This window comes from Mesorhizobium sp. INR15 (assembly GCF_015500075.1).
GTDB lineage: Bacteria > Pseudomonadota > Alphaproteobacteria > Rhizobiales > Rhizobiaceae > Mesorhizobium.
In genome coordinates this window covers 5,322,096-5,345,107 of sequence record NZ_CP045496.1, presented here as the reverse complement: position 1 = coordinate 5,345,107, position 23,012 = coordinate 5,322,096, and the positions used below count along the sequence as shown (strand labels likewise).

27 protein-coding genes, 2 tRNA genes and 3 pseudogenes are annotated in these 23,012 nt (G+C 61.0%); 16 read left to right on the top strand and 16 right to left on the bottom strand.

Features of this window, described 5'->3' with window-relative positions; all coding sequences use genetic code 11:
- Positions 1–57: 57 nt before the first annotated feature.
- Positions 58–339: pseudogene (locus GA829_RS26145) on the top strand (Atu4866 domain-containing protein); the annotation flags it as partial.
- Positions 340–501: 162 nt separating this feature from the next.
- Here GA829_RS26145 and GA829_RS26140 read toward each other — a convergent pair.
- Positions 502–578 (bottom strand) — tRNA-Pro (locus GA829_RS26140).
- A gap of 124 nt (positions 579–702) precedes the next feature.
- Between GA829_RS26140 and GA829_RS26135 the strand changes: the two genes are divergently transcribed.
- Positions 703–1,008, top strand: coding sequence for an ETC complex I subunit (locus GA829_RS26135; RefSeq protein ID WP_195175466.1), 306 nt, complete (start codon positions 703–705; stop codon positions 1,006–1,008).
- A 29-nt stretch (positions 1,009–1,037) separates the two neighbouring features.
- A tRNA-Arg gene (locus tag GA829_RS26130) sits at positions 1,038–1,114 on the top strand.
- Positions 1,115–1,127: 13 nt separating this feature from the next.
- On the opposite strand, the gene GA829_RS26125 is transcribed toward GA829_RS26130, so the two are convergent.
- The 5 genes and pseudogenes from GA829_RS26125 to ssb form a co-directional block, all read right to left on the bottom strand.
- On the bottom strand, positions 1,128–1,634 hold the full coding sequence (locus tag GA829_RS26125; RefSeq protein ID WP_195175465.1) for a hypothetical protein: 507 nt from the start codon (positions 1,632–1,634) through the stop codon (positions 1,128–1,130).
- A gap of 11 nt (positions 1,635–1,645) precedes the next feature.
- Entirely contained in the window at positions 1,646–1,999 is a 354-nt protein-coding gene (locus GA829_RS26120) for a hypothetical protein (RefSeq protein ID WP_195175464.1), read from the bottom strand.
- 291 nt (positions 2,000–2,290) lie between these two features.
- Positions 2,291–2,560, bottom strand: coding sequence for a hypothetical protein (locus GA829_RS26115; protein ID WP_195175463.1), 270 nt, complete (start codon positions 2,558–2,560; stop codon positions 2,291–2,293).
- Positions 2,561–2,612: 52 nt separating this feature from the next.
- Positions 2,613–2,804, bottom strand: coding sequence for a hypothetical protein (locus tag GA829_RS37625; protein ID WP_195175462.1), 192 nt, complete (start codon positions 2,802–2,804; stop codon positions 2,613–2,615).
- A gap of 3 nt (positions 2,805–2,807) precedes the next feature.
- Positions 2,808–3,140, bottom strand: a pseudogene (gene ssb / locus GA829_RS37620) (single-stranded DNA-binding protein); the annotation flags it as partial.
- Positions 3,141–3,272: 132 nt separating this feature from the next.
- On the opposite strand from ssb, the gene GA829_RS26100 reads away from it, so the two are divergent.
- On the top strand, positions 3,273–4,661 hold the full coding sequence (locus tag GA829_RS26100) for a hypothetical protein (RefSeq protein WP_195175460.1): 1,389 nt from the start codon (positions 3,273–3,275) through the stop codon (positions 4,659–4,661).
- Between the two features lie 10 nt (positions 4,662–4,671).
- Here GA829_RS26100 and GA829_RS26095 read toward each other — a convergent pair whose 3' ends face one another.
- Positions 4,672–6,615: an acyltransferase family protein gene (locus GA829_RS26095; protein WP_195175459.1), complete on the bottom strand. Its 1,944-nt coding sequence runs from the start codon at positions 6,613–6,615 to the stop codon at positions 4,672–4,674.
- A gap of 253 nt (positions 6,616–6,868) precedes the next feature.
- Between GA829_RS26095 and GA829_RS26090 the strand changes: the two genes are divergently transcribed.
- The 5 genes and pseudogenes from GA829_RS26090 to GA829_RS36885 all read left to right on the top strand — a co-directional run.
- Entirely contained in the window at positions 6,869–7,747 is an 879-nt protein-coding gene (locus GA829_RS26090; protein WP_258051950.1) for a glycoside hydrolase family 108 protein, read from the top strand.
- 155 nt (positions 7,748–7,902) lie between these two features.
- Complete coding sequence (locus GA829_RS26085; RefSeq protein WP_195179903.1) at positions 7,903–8,196, top strand: hypothetical protein; 294 nt, start codon at positions 7,903–7,905, stop codon at positions 8,194–8,196.
- A 169-nt stretch (positions 8,197–8,365) separates the two neighbouring features.
- Positions 8,366–8,746 carry a hypothetical protein gene (locus tag GA829_RS26075; protein WP_195175457.1) on the top strand — a complete coding sequence of 127 codons (381 nt, stop codon included), beginning with the start codon at positions 8,366–8,368 and terminating at the stop codon, positions 8,744–8,746.
- A 531-nt stretch (positions 8,747–9,277) separates the two neighbouring features.
- Complete coding sequence (locus GA829_RS26070; protein WP_195175456.1) at positions 9,278–9,583, top strand: DUF768 domain-containing protein; 306 nt, start codon at positions 9,278–9,280, stop codon at positions 9,581–9,583.
- A gap of 156 nt (positions 9,584–9,739) precedes the next feature.
- Positions 9,740–9,862: pseudogene (locus GA829_RS36885) on the top strand (ATP-dependent DNA ligase); the annotation flags it as partial.
- Here GA829_RS36885 and GA829_RS26065 read toward each other — a convergent pair.
- Positions 9,846–10,064, bottom strand: coding sequence for a hypothetical protein (locus GA829_RS26065; protein ID WP_195175455.1), 219 nt, complete (start codon positions 10,062–10,064; stop codon positions 9,846–9,848). The pseudogene GA829_RS36885 and the gene GA829_RS26065 overlap by 17 nt on opposite strands.
- A gap of 419 nt (positions 10,065–10,483) precedes the next feature.
- Between GA829_RS26065 and GA829_RS26060 the strand changes: the two genes are divergently transcribed.
- The gene (locus GA829_RS26060) at positions 10,484–10,693 is read left to right on the top strand and encodes a hypothetical protein (RefSeq protein ID WP_195175454.1); all 210 of its coding nucleotides are present in this window, start codon (positions 10,484–10,486) and stop codon (positions 10,691–10,693) included.
- Between the two features lie 97 nt (positions 10,694–10,790).
- Here the strand turns inward: GA829_RS26060 and GA829_RS26055 are convergent, their stop codons facing one another.
- Entirely contained in the window at positions 10,791–11,138 is a 348-nt protein-coding gene (locus tag GA829_RS26055; RefSeq protein WP_195175453.1) for a hypothetical protein, read from the bottom strand.
- Positions 11,139–11,169: 31 nt separating this feature from the next.
- Positions 11,170–11,679 carry a hypothetical protein gene (locus GA829_RS26050; RefSeq protein WP_195175452.1) on the bottom strand — a complete coding sequence of 170 codons (510 nt, stop codon included), beginning with the start codon at positions 11,677–11,679 and terminating at the stop codon, positions 11,170–11,172.
- Positions 11,680–11,821: 142 nt separating this feature from the next.
- Between GA829_RS26050 and GA829_RS26045 the strand changes: the two genes are divergently transcribed.
- The 5 genes from GA829_RS26045 to GA829_RS26025 all read left to right on the top strand — a co-directional run bounded on the left by GA829_RS26045 (position 11,822) and on the right by GA829_RS26025 (position 17,356).
- Positions 11,822–12,487 (top strand): response regulator transcription factor, encoded by a 666-nt coding sequence (locus GA829_RS26045; RefSeq protein ID WP_195175451.1) that lies wholly within the window; start codon positions 11,822–11,824, stop codon positions 12,485–12,487.
- Positions 12,484–13,875 carry a sensor histidine kinase gene (locus tag GA829_RS26040; protein WP_258051949.1) on the top strand — a complete coding sequence of 464 codons (1,392 nt, stop codon included), beginning with the start codon at positions 12,484–12,486 and terminating at the stop codon, positions 13,873–13,875. Before GA829_RS26045 ends, GA829_RS26040 begins: the two co-directional genes overlap by 4 nt.
- A gap of 113 nt (positions 13,876–13,988) precedes the next feature.
- A complete protein-coding gene (locus tag GA829_RS26035) occupies positions 13,989–14,774 on the top strand; it encodes a GGDEF domain-containing protein (protein WP_195175450.1) in 786 nt (261 codons plus the stop codon).
- A gap of 158 nt (positions 14,775–14,932) precedes the next feature.
- Positions 14,933–16,159: an anion transporter gene (locus GA829_RS26030; protein ID WP_195175449.1), complete on the top strand. Its 1,227-nt coding sequence runs from the start codon at positions 14,933–14,935 to the stop codon at positions 16,157–16,159.
- Positions 16,160–16,186: 27 nt separating this feature from the next.
- Positions 16,187–17,356: a sugar-transfer associated ATP-grasp domain-containing protein gene (locus GA829_RS26025; protein ID WP_195175448.1), complete on the top strand. Its 1,170-nt coding sequence runs from the start codon at positions 16,187–16,189 to the stop codon at positions 17,354–17,356.
- 20 nt (positions 17,357–17,376) lie between these two features.
- On the opposite strand, the gene GA829_RS26020 is transcribed toward GA829_RS26025, so the two are convergent.
- Complete coding sequence (locus GA829_RS26020; protein WP_195175447.1) at positions 17,377–17,961, bottom strand: TetR/AcrR family transcriptional regulator; 585 nt, start codon at positions 17,959–17,961, stop codon at positions 17,377–17,379.
- Between the two features lie 87 nt (positions 17,962–18,048).
- Between GA829_RS26020 and GA829_RS26015 the strand changes: the two genes are divergently transcribed.
- Entirely contained in the window at positions 18,049–18,948 is a 900-nt protein-coding gene (locus tag GA829_RS26015) for a crotonase/enoyl-CoA hydratase family protein (RefSeq protein ID WP_195175446.1), read from the top strand.
- On the opposite strand, the gene GA829_RS26010 is transcribed toward GA829_RS26015, so the two are convergent.
- The 5 genes from GA829_RS26010 to GA829_RS25990 all read right to left on the bottom strand — a co-directional run bounded on the left by GA829_RS26010 (position 18,891) and on the right by GA829_RS25990 (position 23,000).
- A complete protein-coding gene (locus GA829_RS26010) occupies positions 18,891–19,202 on the bottom strand; it encodes a cupredoxin domain-containing protein (protein WP_195175445.1) in 312 nt (103 codons plus the stop codon). The genes GA829_RS26015 and GA829_RS26010 overlap by 58 nt on opposite strands.
- A 10-nt stretch (positions 19,203–19,212) precedes the next feature.
- A complete protein-coding gene (locus GA829_RS26005; protein ID WP_195175444.1) occupies positions 19,213–19,737 on the bottom strand; it encodes a DUF4142 domain-containing protein in 525 nt (174 codons plus the stop codon).
- A 108-nt stretch (positions 19,738–19,845) separates the two neighbouring features.
- Positions 19,846–20,526: an RNA polymerase sigma factor gene (locus tag GA829_RS26000; RefSeq protein ID WP_195175443.1), complete on the bottom strand. Its 681-nt coding sequence runs from the start codon at positions 20,524–20,526 to the stop codon at positions 19,846–19,848.
- Positions 20,527–20,613: 87 nt separating this feature from the next.
- On the bottom strand, positions 20,614–21,702 hold the full coding sequence (locus tag GA829_RS25995; RefSeq protein ID WP_195175442.1) for an HPP family protein: 1,089 nt from the start codon (positions 21,700–21,702) through the stop codon (positions 20,614–20,616).
- A gap of 125 nt (positions 21,703–21,827) precedes the next feature.
- Positions 21,828–23,000: a cystathionine beta-lyase gene (locus GA829_RS25990; protein ID WP_195175441.1), complete on the bottom strand. Its 1,173-nt coding sequence runs from the start codon at positions 22,998–23,000 to the stop codon at positions 21,828–21,830.
- Positions 23,001–23,012 lie beyond the last annotated feature (12 nt).

Here is a 23,012-nt window from a genome sequence, read left to right as displayed (position 1 = left end):
GGCTAGTTCTCATTCAACGGCGCCCGATAAATCAGCGCAACTACAGCAGTGAGAGAAATGAAACAGCATCCCTATGTCGGTCTGTGGGTGACAGATGACGGCCACATCCGCCACCAGCTCCTTCCCGGCGGGCGCTATGACGAGGCGCGCGGCAAGCGCGAGAGCGCCTATCGCGGCCGTTACGAGATCGCGGGCAATCACATCGAATATTGGGACGATACCGGCTTCACCGCGGATGGCGATTTCGTCGACCGCGATACGCTTCATCACGGCGGCATGATCCTGCGTCGCAGCGCGGTGGTTTCTTCACAAGCTGACAGAGAAAAGGAAATACGATGATTGGTGTTGGATGATTGGTTGTGGCCGTCGCCGGTTCGAGCAGGGGATCGGTGAAGCCACCGTATGAACGCTGAACATCGCCGCGAGCATGCGGAGACTGCGTCACTTGTCGAAGGCGCTGGCGACTGGCCGCACCCGGAAACCATGGTGGAAATGAGAAAATGGTCGGAGTGGAGAGATTCGAACTCCCGACCCTCTGGTCCCAAACCAGATGCGCTACCAGCCTGCGCTACACTCCGAACGGTCTGTTGCCTATTCACTTCGGTGTCACATGGCAAGTGCAAAAACCTTGCCGAGGTCCGCATTGCGCAGTAATGACGGGCGACGGGCGGCGCTGCCGCCTTGCACAGCAATGAGGTGGCCATGTCCGCGCGCATTTTCAGCCCTGCCAAAACCGCGATGCAGTCCGGCAAGGCCAAGACAGGCTACTGGGTGCTGGAATTCGATCCTGAGAGCCGCAAGAAGATCGACCCGCTGATGGGCTACACCACCTCCGGTGACATGAAGAGCCAGATCAGACTGACCTTCGAGACACGCGAAGAGGCGGTTGCCTATGCGGAGAAGGAAGGGCTGGCTTTCCGCGTCGAGGAGCCCAAGGAAACCAAGCGCCGTCAGATTTCCTACGCGGAAAATTTCCGCTATGACCGCCGCACGCCCTGGACGCATTGAAGACTATACCGGCCCTGGGGCCGGCCAGCGGTCCCGTAGCTCAGCTGGATAGAGCACCGGCCTTCTAAGCCGATGGTCACAGGTTCGAATCCTGTCGGGATCGCCAATAATTCAAGCACTTAGCGCCTTGCCGGCTTCTGAGTTCCAACTCGTTCCGGAAGCGAGTTCCAACTTTTCATCCCTTTTCGTTCTCGCGGATACGCTTGCGGCCGAGGCGGCGGGCGGCATCGGCGGAACGTACGGAAGCAAGATCGACGGGCTGATAGGCTGCATGCAGGGCGTTGGACGTGTCGATCGTAGGCCATCTTGGCAGATACCGTACCAGGCTCGGCGCCGCCGGCCAGCGCCTCGATCGCGCCCGAGCGGCGCATGTCTGCGAGCGTGCGCTTGTCGCCGGGAAAAAGTGATTCGCTGACGGCGCGGAAATCATCGGGCATGGTAAAGCGAGAATAGACGGCGCCGGAGCGGTTGCGCAGGATGGCGCCGACTTCGCAGGGCTCAACCGCCAGATAGGCGTCAAGAAGGCGCAGTGTGCGGCGACTCATAGTGCCGAGCGCATCACGTCCGGATTTAGCGCGGCCGATGTCGAAATAGCGACCGGCGGCGGCTCCCTTCATCGCCGCCATGGTCAGCTGCCTTAGATCGACAGGCGAGAATTGCGTGTCCCAGGCAATAGCGATGGCCACGGCGAGGCCGCGATAACCCTTGCGCCAAGCCTGCTTGGCCTGCCTGACCGCTTCGCCCTCGCGCCAGCTGGCACCGCGGCCTTGGGCGCCCGGTTGCGGATGCCAAGCGAGGGATCGGCCTTGCCATGGCAGTATTGCAGCGCGGCCAGGACGTTCCAGAGCGCGCGCCATATCTTGATGACGCGGTGCGCCTCAGGCAGCGATACCGTTTCCGCGATGGCTTGGCGGAATTCCGACAGCGTCTCCAGCGATATGTCAGGGTGATTCGGCACGAGGCGCCGAAGACCGGTTTGATTCGCGACCATGCGCGTTCCCATTCCTCGCGGGTGCGCGGCTTTTTGTTCGTCCATTCAACGGTCTTGCGGTAACGGTTGAAACCCTCACCAAACGATCCGGTCGGGAATTCCGGTGCGGCATCCTGCGCCTTTCCGGCGCGATGGCGCTGCCACCGATCATTCCATTGTGCGGCGACTGTCCATGCCTGCGGGCCATCGAGGCCGCACCGCACGGACGCGAACCCGGCGTCGCGCATAGCCTTCGCAGGCTGCCAATACCCGTATTTCCCCTTCTTCACGACGTAGTAGGGGATGTCCACGCTACCCACGCATCTTCTCCAGCCTTGCCGCGACGAGGCCGGTACTGTGCGACGGTAGTGACGACGATGGCAAGATGCGCCTGTGTCGAGCTGCGCGCCAGGCGTCGATCGCGTCCAAGTCGTAATTACCGGTGTCGGGATCAGAGGCCGGGAAACCGCGCGACAAAAGGCGCGGTATAAGATCACCAAACTGTTCCTGCGTCAGGCCGAGCCGCCGCGCCGCCTTTTCGGGCGGCACGTCGCGCGGATCGACGTGGAAGCGAATGCTCATACCTAGCACGCCTTGTCGCGGTGGTCATGGCGAGTATCGACAGGCGCGGCCATCAGAACGGGATCTCGTCGTCGAGTTCGCGGCTGCCGCCACCATTGCCGCTGCCGAAGCCTCGGTTTTGTTGCGCCTGGCGGGTGCGCTCCTCGACCTGACGGCGGTCGTCGGTCTCGCGTGTGCGCTGCGTGCCGTAATCCTCCGGGCCTTCGGCACCGGGCGGGCGGTTTGATGGTAGCTTGTCCAACATCTAGATTTCGCCGCGAAAGTTCTGCAGGACGATTTCGGTCGTGTAGCGGTCGGCGCCCGCCTGGTCCTGCCATTTGCGGGTCTGCAACTGGCCCTCGACGTAGACCTTCATGCCTTTTTTGAGGTGCTGCTCGGCGAGCTTCACCAGGCCATCATTGAACACGACGATCGAATGCCACTCGGTCTTTTCCTTGCGCTCACCGCTGTTCTTGTCTTTCCAGCCTTCGGATGTGGCGATACGAAACGAGGCAACATCGTTGCCGCTGTTGGTCCTGCGGATTTCAGGATCGGCGCCGAGGTTCCCGACCAGGATGACTTTGTTGACGCTGCCGGCCATTACGGTTCGACTCCAAGTTCGATCAGCGCGGCATTGGCGGCGGTGATCTGTTGATCGAGGGATGCGGTAACGTCGCCGACGATCCGAGACCCTGGCGCCGGTCTGTTCCGTCTCAACAATGCCAACCCGACGATGGCAACGGCCGATTATATCGACAATGTCGACGCCTATGGCGGAAGCGCCGCTGGTGTTTTGGACAGCTGGGATGACAGCACAAACACGGTGCGCGGCGCGGTCACCATCCGCAGCGTCAACAATGCCGCGTTGTGCTGGACCTACAATGTCACCGGCGCAGTCGTCGATGGCACGGGGTATCGCAAGCTGAGCCTGTCGTACGTTGGCGGCTCCGGCGTGCCGGCAGCGGGCGACCGATGCTGGCTGGCCTTCGCGCGCGCTGGCGACAAAGGCCTCGGCGACGCAAACGGACCGGCGGTATCGGTCAACGACAATGTCGCGACCTTCTCCGGCACCAGCGGCAAGATAATGAAGGATAGTGGCGTCGCGATCGGTGCGCTCGCCCCGAAGGCCGACCCGACATTTACCGGGACACCGGCGGCCCCAACGGCCGCGCTCGGCACCACCACCACCCAATTGGCCACCACCGCTTTTGTCAAGGCGGCGATCGACGTTGTGCTGGGCGGTGTCTCGACTGCTTATGACACGCTCTCCGAAATCGCCACGGCAATCGGACTGCTGGCGCCCAAGGCCAGTCCGACGTTCACGGGAACGCCGGCGGGCCCGACGCCGGTACCGGGCACCAACAGCACCCAGCTGGCGACGACGGCGTTTGTCGCGGCGGCTGTTTCCGGGATGAAGCTCCAGAACCTATACGATAGCACACAACAGACCATTATAGCTGGCGGCGCGCTGACGATTACTCACGGGCTCGGTGTGAAGCCAAAGCTCTATATGGCAGTGCTGCAATGCACGACTGCCGAAGGTGGCTTTTCGGTAACCGATGAAGTTGTCGTCAACCCAAATTTCTCGGCAGACAGCAGCATCGGGCGCGGCCAAGATCTTGTTCCCGATGCTACCAACATTAATGTTCGTTTTGGTAACCAGGCTAACGCCCACACGATCCTGAATAAGACCAAGGGTGCAAACTTCAACATCACGAATAGCTCATGGAAGCTCGTCGTGAGGGCATGGGCATGCGGCGATCAGATGACCAAGTATTTTGTTGATAGCAAGGGCGCCTATCTAGGCGGATTCGATGGTGCAGAGCCGCCAGATGGCGCTACGGAAGTGCCTAACGCTCCTGAAGATGCGCGTCAGGTCTGGCAGGGTGATGGATGGAGCGACGCGCCGACGATGCGCCGGCTCGTTTTGAAATCGGTTGTCCAAGCTCGCATCATTGACGCCGGCAAGATGCCGCAAGCCTATGCCATGCTCACCGGAAATGCCGTCTATTTCGCTCGATGGTTCGCGCCGGATAGGCCGGAAGTCTACGCCGATGACCCTGACGCGAAAACCCTCGTGACGGCTCTTGGCCTAGATGCCGCAAGCATACTTGCCCCCTAGCCGCAGCACCTTATTTGGCGATCAGCTTTTTGGACGATGCGATCTCTGCACTGATCCTCTCCGCGAAGAGTTTTGACCCGACATCTGTTAGATGCCCCTGGTCGAGATGGATAGGAGTCCCGTCAGCATACATCGGGCATTTCTGGTTTGGGCACACCGCGTCGAGCACAGACACATACAAGGCCGGAGTATCAGCCATCTCGGCCTTCATCATTCTATCCGCTCCGAAAATGCGGCTGCGGATCTCGCCCTCGGATATGGTGGAGCGGTCCCCACGCAACCGGCGACGAGCTAGAATGACAGGAACCTCCTCTTCGTAGGTTGGCGATTGCCCAAGGATAACGACGGCCGTTTCAGCTGGAAACTCTGATATCTGCCTTTTAAGCGACTGGATGGCCTGTTCGTCGTAAAACCAACTTGACGACATGTAAAACCACCTTGCTGACATGATGACAAGCTTTGGGCGGTTCTTTTTTATCCATTCGAACGCAGCGTCATTGAACGCTTTGCAATTGGGTTGCTGCGGAAAGTTACGTCCGACAATCGGAGGGCAGCCAGCATCGTTGAGCTGAGCGAAGACAAAGCCCTTGTGTTCTAGAATAGGTCGAAGCCCGATAGTGTAATGCGCGGCGTAACTGTCGCCCCACAGTAGCGCGACCGAACCCTCGACGGGCAGGCATGTGGCTTGATCTATGGTTGCGTAGGTATCACCGTACCCGACGAAACACTGACCATTCCGATAGCCCGCGTCTGTGCGGTTTTCGTATCTGGATCTATAGGTAAGGAGATCCTGAACGTCGGAGGGCAGCCTGTTGAGGAAACCGCCGCTTGCGAATGTGAAGCCAGCCAGCGCGAGTGATGCGACGACCCCGAACGTCGACATCTCGAATATCCGGCGCGGCTGCCAAAATCCTTCCCGGTTACGAGTCGGGATTTCGATAAATTGGTAGGAGAGCCCAGCTAGGGCGAATGACCCGGCGATGGTGACGGCCGAAAACACGGAAATCGATGCGTCAGGGTAAAGAAGCCTAGCAAAAACGATGACGGGCCAATGGATGAGATAGAGGCTGTAGGAACTGCGACCGATGTAATTCATTGGCTCCAGCCCAAGGAAACGGCTGGCGAAATTCTGGCGCTGACCACCCCAAATTATGAGTGCTGCCCCGATGCATGGGGGCAAAGCTGCGATGCCGGGAAACGGCATAGACGATGAATATAGAATTAGCGTCGCCAGAACCACGAGAACGCCGGCGGTGCTCGCTATAGAGCCTATCAAAAGCGACTTTGGTGGCTTGAAAAACGGCAGCGCGAGCATACTGCCGATGAACAGTTCCCAAGCCCTAAATGGAAGCCAGTAGAAAGTTATCGCTGGCGAGATCGATAGCATCCATTGGGAGGCGATGAGTGAGCTCACAAGAATTATCGCAAGGATCGACGCAAGGGCACGGGGGCCAAACCGCCACGTAAAAAGCGCGATAACAGGAAACAGCAAGTAGAAATGCTCCTCCACCCCGAGCGACCAATAGTGGAGGAGCGGCAGCGTCTCAGCCGCCGGTCTAAAATAGTCGGTCCGCGTGCCAAAATTTCCTGAAAGCAGCGAAGAGGCGATTAGAGATTTTGAGAACCTAACCAACTCTTCTGGCATGAAAAAGGCGTAGGCCGCGATCGCAGTCAGCGTCGACACAGCGAAGTAAGCGGGTAGGATTCGCCGGGCTCGCCGTTCGTAGAAGTCGATGAAGCTAAATTGTCCGGTTGCCAAACAATGGAAAATCCGCCCACCGATCAAGTAACCAGATATGACGAAGAACACGTCGACGCCAACAAAACCCCCAGGAACGGCTGAAATTCCGACGTGATAAAACAGCACGGCTAGAACCGCGATTGCGCGTAGGCCATCGATGTCTCGCCGATAGACTTGCTTTGGCAACGTGTTCGCACCGCCGAGCGTGGGCAAAGGTCTCCTTGTTCTGAAGCTGCGCCACTCGCGCGGCCAGTTGGATAGTCTAGGCATCTGAATGCTCATACCCGTCTAAAAAAGTACTGACTTTAGTTGGGCTTCTCGCATTGATAGCCCCAGGCTTCAATACCCGCTGACTTCTGGGGCGCCGACATCTCTCTCAATCTATTTCGCCCCTTGATTCACACCTGTCCAGCATGGAAGGCGTGGCCCTTCAACCTGATCCAAAGGCACCGCTCTGCTGACGGCCTTGGCGCCGGTCATCATCTCAACTTTGAACGTTTTCATCAGGTCCCTCGGGCCTGACCTCTATCCCCATCCGGTATCGAAAGGAACCGTCATGGCTATGTCCCGTGAAAAGGAATCGCTTGCCAAAGTGCTTGCGCACGAAGGCGGCTATTCGAACCATCCGGCCGATCCCGGCGGCCCGACGATGAAGGGCGTTACCCAGCGCGTCTATGATGGCTACCGAAAGGGCAAGGGCATGGACCCGCGCCCGGTGAAGGGCATCACCACTGACGAAATCAACGCCATCTATGATCGCCAGTATTGGGACGCGGTGCAGGCCGATGCGCTGCCTGATGGCGTCGATTACGTGCTGTTTGACGGCGCGGTCAATTCCGGCCCTGGCCGATCGATCATGTGGCTTCAGCAAGCCCTGCGGCCCGTCTACACCGCGCGCATTGATGGCGTGCTTGGTGTGGGGACGCTGGCGGCGCTGAAGGCCATTAACAACAACGATGCTCTGATCGATCGCATCTGCGATGCCCGTATGGCTTTCCTGCGCCGTCTCACCACGTTCGCGACTTTTGGCAGGGGCTGGACGGCTCGCGTTGCCGAGGTCCGTTCAATCGGGCAGGCCTGGGCCACAGGCAAGACGCCACAGGCCGCTGACTTCGTTGCGGGCGGTCAGCCAAAGGCGATCGTCGAGGATGCGCAGGGTGCCGTCGACCGCGCCGGCCGATCTCGCAACCGGCGGCGGCGTCGCTGGCGGCGGTCTGGCCGGCACGTTGGGCGAACTGCAGAACCAGATCTCGCCCTTCTCCTATTCGAGCGAACTGATCGGCAAGGTTGTCGTGGTCCTGGCTCTGGTCAGCGCCGTGCTGGTCGTCGGCGGCCTTGCCTATAGCTGGTACGCCAACCGCAAGGCGAAACATCTGGCTGCAGCCTTGGGTGCGGGAGCGGCATGATGGGCAGGTTCCTGTTCAACGCCTCGGCCGTGCTGGTTGGCGTCGTCGTGGCGATGGCCATCGTCGCCGGCGGCATCTGGCGGATGCTGGCGCAATGACCTGGCTCATCACTCTCGTCGCTGGCCTCGTCGGTTTGCCGCGCCCGCTCGCCGGCATCCTCGCCTGGGCCGCTATCGCGCTGGCCGTCTCCGGCGCCGTGTTCGGCGGTTACGAACTCATCAAGCACAGGGGCGCGGACGAGCTCCGCGCCAAGATCGAAAAGGAGAACACCGATGCCATCCACAAGGGCGTTGACGCTCGCATGTCTCTTGACGAGTGCATTGATGCTGGCGGCGTGTACGACTTCGGGCGTCAGCGGTGTAACGCCGCTACGCTCGGCCCTCGGTAATAGCTTGGCCGGTGCGCAGGGCAAGACCGTGGCTCAGAACAAGATCGACCGCACCGTAGCGGCTGGCTGCGCAATCACTCTCTACACGCGGGCGGAATGCGACATGCACACCAAGGCAAGCGCCGCGCGTCGAAACGAATTGAAGTAGCTACGCTTGAAGGGCGGGCCTATGACTGAAAACCTGGAAAAGATTGCGGACAGTGTGACGCTCCGCCTGTTCGCCCGTGTTTCTATGATCGGCGCAACGCCTGTCTTAGGAATGCTCGGCTGGTTCGCAATGAATTGGCTCGATACTCAGTTCACGGCTCAGGCCCATGCCACGGCTATTGTAGCGGAGCAGGTTCAACAGGTAAGCGCCCAGATTCCGGCTCTGAAGGACCGCGTGTTGACGCTTGAGACAAACAGCGCTCGAGGCCGGGCAGAACGCGAAAGGTTCCAAGACGACGCGCTGCAGCAGCTCCGATTAATGCAATCGGATATTCCGTCGCTCATAGCAGGGCAGGCAGCACTAGTGGCAACGATGGATGAGCGGCGCGCACGCTCAAGATGATCGGACTTCCCGCTCTGTGACGCACGCCACAAATAGTTGCTTCCGCAGACATATCAGGTCATCTTCTGCCTCACAGTTTGGGGGCTAGGATGATTTTAGGGGCTGTTTTTGGTGCCGTGTTATTGGCTGTTATATGCGGTATTGGCTGGATAATAATAACAGTATGGGTCGCATTTAGTGACGGTTCGCCAAAGCCCGGAAAGCAGTTAACAAGGTATGATGACCATGATCGAATAGCGCATGAAAACCGCACTGCCCTAATTGTCGTGGTCGTGGTGCTTCTGTTGATCTTAGTAACCTGCGGGGCAATCAACAGTAAGTTTCGATGCGAAGGTGTTGATCGATTTAGCTCCGAATGTCGGCAGTCCACAAGATAGAGAAAGTTGCAGTCTTCTCCTAGATCGGCCGCATGCGAACCGGTGAGCTCTAGACGCAGCACCAATCTCGCTGAACCATTGAAGCACGCTGCCGAAAGGTGGCGGGCTTTTTGCGTCTCTGGAACCAGATGATTGTCGCGAGCTTATCTTCCCCATGAGCACACGTGGAACCGACTTCCTACACGAATGGCTGATTGAAAACCTGCCGACCATTACCGGCTCCGACATCATCTCGGTCGCGGACGCGATACAACGGATGACGCGCGCCGCCAAATTGCGCGGCATCGGCATGGAAGAAATCGAGGAAGAGAGCGGCAGCGTATATGAGATGGTCCTCGACGCCATTGTGCACCATGACCCAGGACTACCTGAAGGGCCGTACCAAAAAAACAGCTTGGCCCCGCCTATGTCATCTATCCGCCGCCTCTGCAGGGGTTGCCCTTCCTGGCAGTACTTCTAAAGCCCGATGGCTCCGTTTTCGCCCGACCCTTCTTCTCGGTGTAAGAGGCCATCGCCTTCAACAATTCGGCCTCGGAAAAGCCACCGAATTGATATCTCGCATTTTGGGAACCATTTCAGCGCAAGCTAATTGAATCGCGGTTTTGCGAGTCAGTTCGTGCGTTTGAAGTTTGTCAAGCCGCTCATGCCAACCCTGGTGGAGAAGCCTTCAGAGGGTGACGACTGGATTGACGAGATCAAATTCGACGGCTACCGCTCGCAGATCATTCTCGACCACGATGAACCGCTACCGGTCCACTATTCAGCAACTCGACCATTCGCCGCTTGGCCAAGAGTCCGAGCCGCAGCTCGGCGTCGCATCCATAGTGATGGATATCCGGCGCATCGATGTTGGCGACGCGGTAGGGCGTCTTATCGATGACGATAGTGTCGCCGTCGATGGCGAAGACAGAGAGCAAAAGAGTGAGGGCAATTGCGGTCATTTTAGTTCCAAGTTTCCCTCTATGTTCCGCATGCTAACACCCGCCGGAAATTGGAACTATCAATGGCCGGACTATATTTCTCCCGCCCTTCTAAGCCGATGGTCACAGGTTCGAATCCTGTCGGGATCGCCAATAATTTCAAGGGCTTGATTGGATTTTTGATTCTCAGGCCAAAGCGGAAGCAGACCCTGCCGGCGTTTGCCCGCTCATTTTCGTGGCGGCAGCAACAGCAGTTGCCCTGCAAAACGGCACCACGGTTCCCCCGTATTATTTCGTGACCTCGGCTTGCTGGAACCTTCATACCCGCCATTCGTTCGGGCGCTGTATTCGCGATGCCTGATCTGCGGGCGGCGTGGGCAACAGGATGCGCGAATCGGGCCAGGAGGCAAAACAAGAATGGGTTGGGGGAGGAGCATGCCATGTCGAATCGTGAAATCGGGAAGTCACGGACCTTGGGTCTGCGGATCGCCGACCTCAAAGCCAGAATGCTAGACGCACGGATTACCCAGAACGAGATGAGGACGTTCCAGAAGGTGGCCGCCATGATGGGAGGTGGCGACGGCTCTCTGCGGCTCGATGCCGACGACCTGATTGCCGCATCTTTCGTTGCCGAGGAGGCCGGCGTCTAGTCAACCCAAGTCGGGCGAATACAGGTTCGGCCGAGAGAAACCGGAAAAGGGCGGCCACCGATTCGGCGGGCGCCCTTTTCCATTCGGGCGCGAAGGTTCAGCGTGACAGGGTGCCGAACTTTTCGATCAACTGCGACACGGTATCCGCGCAGGCCTTCATCGTCTCGTCATCGGCGCATTTGGCATCGATCTCGACGTCGCCACGCTTCAATCGGAAATGCGCGGCCTTCGAGGGCGGCGGTGGCGGCGGTCCGGCCTCGCGGCCATGCGGCGGGCCGCGATGGTCGCGCATGCCGTCGGGGCCAGGTGGGGGAGGCGGCGGCGGCGCGTCGCCCGGTGCGGTGGCACCGATCGGGGCCGGCGGCGGGGGCGGGGCATCCGCCTGGGCAAAGGCGGACGAGGCCATCAAGGTCAGGGCAAGGCTCGCGAGCAAGAGTTTCTTCATGTGGGTTTCCTCTAGGGGGCGGGGAAAAAGATCAGCCTGCGGCGCCTGGCGCGACGACATCGACGCCGGGTCCATGCAGCCGGTCGAGCAGGCCGCGCGGCCCATGGCGCGGCGGCCGCAGGCTTTCCGCACGGCCATCGGCATGAACCAGCAACTCGCCATGGATGAAACCGTCGTCGAAATGCCCTTGGACCGTCAGCATTTCACCCGAGACGACAAGCTTGCCGCCTTCGCCGCGCCGCCCGGTTTCGACCAGCGCCCGGCCACTGCCGTCATCGATGACAAACTTGTTGCCGAAGATCTCTGCGACCTTGCCTTTGACGGCGACGACACTGTCGGGCGCCAGTGTGGCGATGCTGGTCGGCTGCATCAGCATCACGCTGTCACGCGGTGCGGCGAGCATCGAGGCGCCGGCTCCGGCCACAAGGCCGAGAGCAACCAGCCCGGCGGCAAGCAGTCCTGTAATATAAGGTCGGCGCCGGCTCGCGGCCGGAGGCCCGGCTGGCGTCGCCTTTTCGGCGGTTTCTGGAGTATCGATCATGGTGGTCGCCTTTCTCTGTGTGGTGGAATGGCGCCTCTTGTAGCCAGGTGGCAGGAACCCAGCCTGAACCGGGCCGTTCAGGTTCAGTTAAGCCGGCGGGCCTAGGAGCCGGTGCCTGGGCACGCGTAAGGAAGCTGACACGATGAAGGTGCTGCTCGTCGAGGACGACGAATCGATTGCCGGACAGCTGGCCGAAGCGCTGCGCGATGAGAACTTCGTCGTCGATGTCGCCCGCAACGGCGAGGACGGCCAGCATCTCGGCGACACTGGCGCCTATGATGTCGCGGTGCTCGACCTCGGCCTTCCGAAGATCGACGGCAAGGCGGTTCTTAAAGGCTGGCGTGCGGCCGGCCGCAATCTGCCGGTGCTGATCTTGACCGCGCGCGACGGCTGGTCAGAAAAGGTCGAGGGCTTCAAGGCCGGCGCCGACGACTACCTGACCAAACCGTTCCGGACCGAGGAATTGGTCATGCGACTGCGCGCGCTGGTCCGCCGCGCCGCCGGCCATGCTCAGACCAGAATTGTCTGTGGCCCGCTCACCTTCGACGCGCAGATCGGTACGTTCGAGCTGGATGGCCTGCCGCTGAAGCTGACCGGTCTGGAATGGCGCGTGCTGTCCAGCCTGATCCTGCGAAGGCAAATCGTCGTGACTCGAACCGACCTGCTCGATCGCGTCTATGACGGTGATGCCGAGGTCGATTCCAATTCACTCGAAGTCATCGTCGGCAGGCTGCGCCGCAAGATCGGCCATCATCACATCGAGACCGTGCGCGGTCTCGGCTACCGGCTGACGGCGGGGGAATCGTGAAGCTGATCCCGCGCTCGCTGGCTGGCCGGTTGCGGCTTGCCGCGGCCGCGTCGATTATCGTCGCCTTGCTCCTGGCCGGCATCGCCATTGCCTTGATCCTGCAACGCTTCGTCATCAGCCAGATCGACCAGCGGCTCGATGGCCAGATTTTCGCCGTGGCGACCGCATTGCAGCGCGGCGGCGATGGCAAGATGACGGTGACGTCGATGCTGAATGGGCCACCTTTCGATCGCCCGGGTTCAGGCTGGACCTGGCAGGTCTCTGGCCCGGATGGTGAGCTGGTTTCGGCTTCGCTCTCGGGCCACCCGGCCATGAAGCCGCCGCCTGTTCACTCTGGCCACTTCGACAATTTTCCCGGACTGCCGAAATGGTTCGACGCGCTCGGTTCGCTTGGTCGTCCGTCGCCTGCGGACGGTCCCGGGGTTGATGGCCAGCCATTGCATTGGCGCATCCTTGCCGTGCCTTTTGGCACTGGGACAGTGACGGTGGCGGCGACAGCGCCCTACCGCGCCATCTATGGGCCGTTGCGCGATGCGCTTGTTCCTCTGGTGCTGGCGCTGGTGGTGCTGGGGCTGCTCCTCTTCGGCGCCATGCTGGCGCAGGTGCGGCTCGGTTTGCGCCCGCTGGCCGGCCTGCGCACCGGGCTGGCCGACATCCGCGCCGGCAGGCAGACGGCGATTTCCACCAACCAGCCCAGCGAAATCCTGCCGTTGGTGGATGAGGTCAACAGCCTGCTTGCCGACAACGCCGAAGGCCTGGCAAGAGCCAGACGCCACGTCGCCAATTTGGCGCATGGCCTGAAGACACCGCTGGCGGCTTTAGGGCTTGCGATGGAAAGGCAGCCGGACAATGCTGCCGGCGTCACCATTCGGGCACAACTCGATCTGATGGGGCGGCTGATCCGTCATCACCTGGCCCGCGCTCGTGCCGCGGTTTTGGCGGGTCCGGCGCGCGCCAGCACGAAGGTTGCCGAGCGGCTCGCCGACCTCACCGGCATGATGGGCAACATCCATCGCGAGCGTGGCTTGAGCTTTCACGTCAATGTCGCCGATGTCGCGGTCGCCACGGAGACGCAGGATTTCGACGAGATCGTCGGCAATCTGCTCGACAATGCCTGCAAGTGGGCGCGTTCGCGGGTCACCGTCACGGCCAGCGCTGCTGGCGGGCGCATCACCATCGACATCGATGACGACGGCCCCGGTCTCGACCCGGCCGCGATGCCGGAGGCAATGCGGCCTGGACGGCGCATCGATGAGGCAACTGCCGGCCATGGCTTTGGCCTGCCGATCGCCGCTGAGCTGACAGAACTCTATGGCGGCAGCCTTGAGTTGTTGCGGGTCGCTGGCGGCGGCCTAAGGGCAAGGGTAATTCTGCCACAGTCCCGCTGATTTTTTTGGCCTGCAATTGCAGATTGCATTTCTGACATTGAATTGAAACGAAACTGTTATCAATTTCTTTGCGTTAGCACGTCATAGTAGCTCTTACTAACGGAGTTGAGGGGATGAAGCTCGATCTGTCGCCGACGAGCTGGGGCAGGGTAATCGCTGCCACCATTGCCGGTACGGCGTTCTTCATCGCCGTCGCGTTCTTCGTCGATTCGTTCAATTTTCCCTATCTTTCGCCCGATGCGGTGTGGCGCGCGCAACTGACCGACCTGTTCTTGCCTTTGGGGCTGGGCGGCTCGTTCCTGTTCGTGTTGATGTGGAAAATACGCCAGCTGGCCAATGCCCAGCGCGAACTCAGTATTGTCGCCGCAACCGATAGCCTGACGGCTGTGTTGAACCGTGGCGCCTTCTCGATGCTGGTCGAGGCTTATCTCGAACAGACCCGCAAACAGGAGCACACCAATACAGGCGCGCTGCTGATCATTGATGCCGATCATTTCAAGTCGATCAACGACCGCCTGGGCCATGATTGCGGTGACCAGGCGCTCAAGCTGATTGCGCAGGCAATCAAGGGTCAGCTGCGTGGCGGCGACATCGTTGGCCGTATCGGTGGTGAGGAATTCGGCGTGTTTCTTCCCGGTGTCGACCCCTCGCAGTCATGGATGGTTGCCGAAAGCATCCGCCGGCGTATCAGGGAGATGGATTTTTCTCCCGGCGGGCAGCCTTGCCCGCTTTCCGTCAGCATCGGTGGAACGAGTTTCAATGGGCCAACCACCTACGAAGCAATCTTCTCCGCCGCCGACCGGCGTCTCTATACCGCTAAATCGGGCGGCCGCGATCAAGTCAGTTTCGACCCGAGCAGCCCCACCTCACCGCCCGCCAGCGCTTCTACAGTCCACTAGACGAGCTCTCGGCAAACCGTGAAGCGCTCACGTCTGCATTGATTTGCACAGGCGTGTCGCCGTGGGCGCTTCCGCTTTGCCGATAGCGCGCTAAATCTAGCACCCGATAGTCGGCTTCGTCGGAGTGGAACTGGCAGCATGAGCGGGACTCTTTGCGAATGACAGCTATAGGCGCCGCGGCACTGCTGATCCTCATTCTGACCTATGCTGGTGTCGCCATCGGCCGCATCCCTGGCTTGCGGCTCGACAGGGCCGGGATCGCACTGCTGGGTGGCGCCGCGATGATCGCCATCGGGGCGATCAGCATGGACGACGCCTACCGCGCCATCAATTTCGACACGATCACGCTTTTGCTTGGCATGATGATCGTCGTGGCGCATCTGAAGGTTTCCGGCGCCTTTCGCGGCCTTGGCGCCTACGCGATCGAACATGCGCATGCGCCATTCATGCTGCTGGTCATGGTGACACTGCTGACCGGTGTACTGTCGGCCTTCCTCGTCAACGATGCGATTTGTCTGGTGATGGCGCCGATCGTCGTTCACGTCACCCGTGTCATCAACCGCAACCCGATCCCGTATCTCATCGCCACCGCCACAGCGTCGAATTGCGGCAGCGTCGCCACCATTACCGGCAACCCGCAGAACATGGTCATCGGCGCCTTGTCGGGCATCTCCTATCCGGCCTTCTCGGCGGCCTTGGCACCGGTCGCCCTATTCGGGCTGGTTGCCGTTATCGTCATCATTCGCCTCGTCTTTCGGGCCGAATTCGCGCGCACTGTGGAACTCACTCCGGAAGTCTCTCGCGGCCACATGCATCGCGGCCAGGTGCTGAAGGCCGTTGTCGTCTGTATAGGGCTGGCCGTCGCCTTCTTCGCCGGTGTTCCAGTGGCCAAGGCGGCGCTGATCGGCGGCGCCATTCTCTTGCTTACCCGGGCCATCAAGCCGGCGCGCATCTACCGCGAGATCGACGGGCCGCTGCTGTTCATGTTTGCCGGTCTGTTCGTGGTCGTTGCAGGCGCCGAGAAGACGCTGTTGACGCCCGATATGATCGCCTCTGCGAAGGGCCTTGGGCTCGACAATCTCTGGCGGCTCTCAGGCTTCACCGCGGTGCTGTCCAACATCATGAGCAATGTGCCGGCGGTGCTGGCGCTGCGGCCCTTTGTACCCGGTCTCGAAAACCCCGAACGCGCCTGGCTGGTGGTTGCCATGAGCTCGACACTGGCAGGCAATTTCACGCTGCTGGGCTCGGTAGCCAACCTCATCGTCGCCGAACAGGCCAAGGCCGCCGGAGCGCCACTGTCTTTCGGTGCTTTCTTCATGGTCGGATTGCCACTGACCCTGATCACGCTTGCCGCCGGCACGGCATGGCTGGCGCTCGGGTTCTAGGAATACAGTCGCCTCGTGCATGCAATCGTGGCCGAGCCGCAATCCGTGTTCAGAAGGATCATCTGCAGCTACTATGCCGGGTATGCAGAGGGGCGCGCCGCACCGTATGCAGCGGGTGGCGGCAATGCGTTGGGGGTGTCGGTGTCGATCGCGCGTCGGTGGTGGGCTTATAGATCCTATCTGAAGGCTGAGTTCGAGGATGCCGCGCCGAGCCTCATCTGGCGGCTGCGCGGCCTGCTGCGCGGCCACCAGTCCAAGGCGTTGGTGATGCTGGAGGACCAGGCCTTTCGCCGGCATGATTACATCCCTTACACATTGTTGATGCGCCGCGTGGCGACGTACAATCGCCGTATCGACCCGGTCCTGTTCAACAAGTTGAGCCAGAAGGTCTGGCTGGACCGCGTGAAGCCTTCCGTGGCGCCGCCGATGACCCACTATGTTGCTGGCCGTCACCTTATCGATCTCTCAAGGCCAGATGATCGTCTCGAGCTTGAGGCAATCCTCCCACTTGTCCGGCAGAGGGGCGAATTGTTTCTCAAGCCTTCCGGCGAGGGGCAAGCGCGAGGGGCGCTGAGGCTGGCCGGCACACCGGGCGGGTTGCAGGTCAATGGCAGGGAAATGGATCCCCAGGAATGGCTGAACAGTTTCGCCAGCCAACGAACAACCGGCTACACGGTTTCTGACATTATTCGGCAAGGGTCGTGGAGCGAGGCTTTCTTTCCGCCGACGCTGAACACACTTCGCGTGCTGACAGGAACGCATTTCTCCAACCACGAACCCGTCATCCTGGCGGCGACGATGAAGATGGGGAGGCCAGCAACATATCCGACCGACAACTGGCGGGTCGGTCGTGGCGGCATCTCCGCGTTGGTCGATCCGGTGACTGGGATCCTGGGCCCAGGCCTCTCCTACGATGCGGAGACGAAACGGCGTTGTCTTCGCGAAGGCCACCCCGAGACCGGCGCGCAAATTCGGGGCGCTGCCATACCCAACTGGGATCTCGTCAGGTCGCGGATGCTGCAATTGGCAGCTCTGCTGCCTTATCCCGGCGTCATAGGCTGGGACGTGGCATTGACCGATGATGACATTGTCATTGTCGAGGCCAATACCTACCCTGGCATGGCAATTCATGAGAGCCACGCCAGCTTGAAACGTACAGCCGAGCAGCGTGCCTTTTGGGCTGAAATGAATATCTGAAGCGAGCCAGATCGCGGCGACTATTTATCGTTTCGGTTTCTCGCCCGCACAAGCGTCGCGGCGGCATGTCCAGCCGCTTCGATATAGTCGGCATTGCGGTGGATGAGCATGATCGAGAAAGCGCCATCCATAAGGAGGACGATTTCTCGCGCCAGGATTTGCGGCTCGGCAATGCCACGCTCTGACAGTTCGGCAGCCAGCCATGTCTCGAAATTTGTCTTGTGCCGTGCACCGATCTTGATCGCCGGATGCCCAGGCATCGAGGCCAGTTCCGCCGCCGTGCGCAGGAAGCCGCATCCCTTCCATTTCGGATGGCGTGCTACGCGGGCCAGGTTGGAGAAAATGGCTTCGACCTTGCTGTCGGCGCCCCCTTCGGCGGCGTCAAACCATCCAGCCATCTGCTTGAGATTGGGCTGGTCGCGAGCATCGAGGTAGGCGGCGATCAGGTCGTCCTTGCTCTTGAAATGATAGTAGAGCGTCCGCTTGGTAAGCCCGGCCTTTTCCGCCACGCCATCGACGCTGACGCGGCCTATCCCCTCGGCGTAAAAGAGCTTCGTGGCGGCGTCGACAATGCGTTTGCGGGTAGGGCTCAATGATGCAGGCATGAGGTTATGTATACCGACTAGTGAATATACACAATCAGCAAAAGGCGCCACGCTCCCTCACATCAACATGCTGGAAGGGAAGCCAAAATGACCGATCTCGTATTGACTGAAACCAGGGACGGGATAGCCATCCTCACTCTCAACCGTCCTGAAAAGCTCAACGCTCTGAACTATGCGTTGATCGACCGCCTGCTGGCGATCCTTGATGCCATCGAGGTCGACGACAGTGTTCGAGCCGTCATTCTCACCGGAGCGGGCGAGCGAGCCTTCTCGGCGGGCGGCGACATTCACGAATTCTCGGTCAGCGTGGCGGATGGTGCCGATGTCGCGGTGCGTGATTTCGTCATGCGTGGGCAGAGACTGACGGCGCGGCTCGAGGCATTCCGCAAGCCGATCATCGCCGCCGTCAACGGCCTTGCTTTTGGTGGCGGCTGCGAGATCACCGAGGCCGTGCCGCTCGCTGTGGCTGCCGAGCATGCTTCCTTCGCCAAGCCCGAGATCAACCTTGGCATGCCGCCGACCTTCGGCGGGACACAGCGCCTCCCAAGGCTGGCCGGCCGCAAGCGCGCCCTGGAGCTTTTGCTGACGGGCGAGGCGTTTTCCGCGCAGCGCGCACTCGAACTCGGCCTGGTCAACAAGGTGGTGCCGCGCGGCGACCTGATGCCGGCGGCATTTGACCTTGCCGGGCGGATCCTGCGCCATTCGGAACTGGCCGTGGCCAGTATTCTCACCGCCGTGACGCGCGGCCTCAACCAGAGCATCGCGGAAGGGTTGCTGGTCGAGGCCGAGCAGTTCGCCCGCATGGCCCCGACCGCCGATCTCCGTGAAGGCCTGGACGCCTGGATCGAACGCCGCAAACCGAGCTATATCGGCTCATGGGCCCATGTCGCGCGGCCAGACGAGGCCAGGCGAGCGTCGCTCGCGCTGGATCAGGGCGACACCACCACCAAACGGCCTTTCATGTTGGGGTGGAATCGACAGAAATAGTCAGCCGTTTCAGCTGTCTTCAGCGTCAGGCTGGCAGACTTTTTCGGCGGGATCATCACCTCCCAGCCGCCCTTGATGGTTGCCGTGTGGGCGAACGCATCCTTGTTCACCCACACGATCGTGTCGCCAACCTTCGCGTCCACGACAGCAGGCGAAAAGACCAGCTTGTCGATGGTGACCTGGATGGTGTCGGCTTGCGCCTGTCCGGCGCCGATGGCCAGCGCCAGTGCAATCCACGGATACCGCTGAGGCATGACGCTGTCCCTATTTCAGCATGCCGGCGACATGTTCGGCGTGCTGCTCATGCCCCTGGAATATCTTCAGCCCGGTTTCCAGAAGGCCCTTCAGTTCGGCATTGCTGGCCGAGGGGATCAGCAACGTCTCCAGCGCGCCATTGACCTGCTTGTGATAGGCAACCTCGTTGTCGACATAGGCCTTGTCGAAAGCCGCGCCCTTGAGCTTGGCAAGCTTGGCCCGCTCCTCGGCCGCGGCCTTGGTCAGCGCCTTGCTGGTGGCGTTGTCTTCCGGCGTCACCTTAAGCTTCTTGACCAGATCGAGCGCCTGAACATTCACCGCCTCATGGTCACGCACCATATCCTTGGCGAAATCGATGACCTCCTTGTTCTTCGATTTCTTCAGCGCCTGCTTGGCCGCTTCGACATCGAGCACGCCGGCCGTGTAGGCGATGTGCGCGATCTCAGGGTCCGTCGGTTTGTCGGCGGCTTGAACCTGCGAAGCGGCACCGAACAGGAAAAGCGCGGCCAGCGTTGCGGTCGATCGAATAAGCATGGGACCTCCTTGGCCCGACGGCCTTGATGGGTCGGGCATCGTTTTCAGTTGACGGTGATTGGATGCGGGAAATGGGCAAACGTTCCCGGGAAATCAGTGAGATGGGAGCTAATTAAATCCAAGATCGAGCCGCTTCATCACGGCTTCTGTAAGCCGCTCGCAGCGCCGGCCGGCGAAGGGGAAGGCATCCAGCAGCACCGGGCCGATCTGGTCCTCCAGCGCCTTGCGCAGCAGGGTCCGGGCGCGATGCAGCCGGGTCTTGACCGTTTCAGCGCGCACGCCAAGCAGTTCGGCGGTTTCCTCGATGCTCAGCCCTTCGACGACCCGGGCCATGAACACGCAGCGATAGACGTCGGGAAGATTGTCGGTCGCCTGTTCGACAAGCTGCAGGATCTGCCGTTGCGCCATCGTCCGCTCCGGATCGTCGCTTGGATTGAGGGGGAAGGGGATGATCTCGGCCTGGCGGTCATCCGGCATCGCGACAGCCACCGTCCGTCGCCGTTTGCGCAGGCGGCCGAGCGCCTCGTTAAGGACGATCCGTGACAGCCAGGTGGCCAGCGAAGAATCGCCGCGAAAGGCGTCGAGATGGGCGAAGGCCCGTACATAGGCTTCCTGGACGGCATCCTCGGCATCGCTGTCGTTGCGGAGCACGCCACGCGCCAGCCGGTAGAGCCGCTGGTTATGGGCCTTCATGATCGCGCGAAAGGCATCGCCGTCATGCGCCAGTGCGCGGCGCACGAGCTGCATTTCGTCGGCAAGAACAGGTGCCGCTGTCAAGACTGCAGGCATTGCGACCTCCTCGCCGACCTTCTTCGAGACATTGGATGTATCTCTCGAGGAAAGGTTCCCAACCAGGCAGCCGGTTGCGGCTGAAGCCTATAATAGGGCTTTGGCGGACCGCCTGTCTGTATTTTGTAAGCGCGCCGTTGCCGCCAGGAGATCGGTCTGGGTGATCAGCCCGAGAATGTGCATCTTGTCATCCACTATGATGACCGCATGGCTGCGGCCATCCGTCAGGACCGGCAACAGCGCCATCGCCGGGTCGCTCGCGGCGGCGGTTGCCGCTGTCGATGTGACCGTGCCAACTGCTCCCGAGGCATGGGCTAATTCACGAAGACCAACGGTGCCAACCAGCCTGGAGTCGCCATCCACAACCGGCAAGGTGCGGACATTGTGGTCGAGCAGCAACTGACGCGCCTGTTCGACGGGCGCGGCCATGTCAACCGAGATCACGTCGCGCGACATGATGTCTTCGCACAACAAGGTGGCATGCTCGCGCACCATTGCCTGCAGTTCCACCTGGCGCAGCAACCGGTCAAGATCGTTGCGGTCGATGTCGAAGGTCTCTTCAAGCGTACTAAGCGCGGCATCGATGTCCTCGGTCCGGAAGCCGACGCGCAATTGCGCCGGCGGATCGATGGTTCCATGCGTGCTTTTCGGTGCAGGGGCGGCTACGTGCGGGTAGTTGCGCCGGGCAAGTTTGTGGAAACCGTAACCCAGCGCCACCAGCAGGATCGAGTTCACCGCGACGGGCACAAAGGGGAACAGGAAGCCGGCACTGATGACGGCTGGCCCGCCGAACACAGCGGTCAGCGCAGCTGCCCCGCCCGGCGGATGCAGGCAACGCGCGAACGACATGGCAGCGATCGCCAGCGACACGGCGATGCCGGTAGCCAGAACCGGCTGGTGCACGAAATGCACCACGATCACGCCGACCAGCGCCGATATCGTGTTGCCGCCGATGATCGACCAGGGCTGCGCCAGCGGGCTGGCCGGGACGGCGAAAAGCAGCACCGCCGAAGCGCCCATCGGCGCCACCATCAACGGTATGTGCGGTCCGCTGCCGAGCGCCAGACCGCAAATGGCACCGGTCAGCGCGATGCCGATCATCGCGCCGATGCAGGCGACCAGCCGTTCGCGCAAGGTCGCGCCGGCGAGAATAGGGACAAACAGACGGAAGGCCATGGCGCCGGAAGCTCTATGAAGACGCTGGAATGATCATACCGCAATGATCCGACATCGTCGATTTTGAAAGCCAAATCGATCCGAAAAACTGCGGTTTATGGAAACAATATTCCGCGCCTGGGCGATTAGCTGGCGGCCGCCGCGGCAGCCAGGCCGCGCATCAGATCGGCCTGCAAGTCCTCGACATCCTCGAGGCCGATCTGCAGGCGGATCAGCGGGCCGGCGTAAGGTTCCCTGGCGACGACCCGGTCGCCGAGCCAGACAGGCACCGCGAGGCTCTCATAGCCGCCCCAGGAGTAACCAAGCCCGAAGATTTTCAGCGCGTCGAGGAAAGCGTGCTGCTGCTTCTGGTCGCCGCCGTCGAGCACGATGGAAAAGATGCCGCTCGATCCGGAGAAGTCGCGCTTCCACAGGGCGTAATCGGGATGGCTGGGAAGGGCTGGGTGGAGCACGTCTGCCACGCCCTTCTGGCCCTCCAGCCGCTTGGCGATGCTGAGGGCGCTGCGCTGGTGGTGCTCAAGACGCACGCCCATGGTGCGCAACCCGCGCAGCACCTGGTAGACGTCGTCGGGACCGGCGCAACAACCGAGCGTGCAGAAGCTTTCATACAGTTGCTTCCAGCAGGCGTCGTTGGCCGACACCGTGCCGAGCAACACATCCGAATGGCCTGCCGGGTATTTTGTCGCCGCATGGATGGAAATGTCGACACCATGATCGAGCGGGCGGAAATACAATGGCGTTGCCCAGGTGTTGTCCATCATCACGATCGCGCCGGCGGCATGTGCCGCCTTGGCGATTGCGGGAATATCCTGCATCTCGAATGTGTTTGACGCGGGCGATTCCGTGAACACCACCCTGGTGTTCGGCTTGATCAGCGCCGCGATACCGGCACCGATACGTGGATCATAATACTCCACCTCGACACCCAGCCGCTTCAGCATCGTATCGGCGAAGTTGCGGGTCGGGTGGTAGACCGTATCGACGATCAGGAGATGGTCACCGGCCGAGACGAAAGCGAGCAGCGGCACCGTGACCGCCGCCAGCCCCGATGGCACCAGGATCGTGCCGGCCGACCCCTCCAGCGCGTCGATCGCCTGGGCGAGTGCGTCGGTGGTTGGCGTGCCGCGTGTGCCATAGGTGTATTTCTGGCTGCGTGCCGCCATCGTACCCGCATTGGGAAACAGCACGGTCGAGGCGTGCACTACCGGCGGATTGACGAAGCCGAAATAGTCGTGCGGGTTGTTGCCGGAATGGGCAAGCCGCGTGTTGATACCCATTTCGTTGCCGTCTTTTGCCATCGTTTGTCGCCT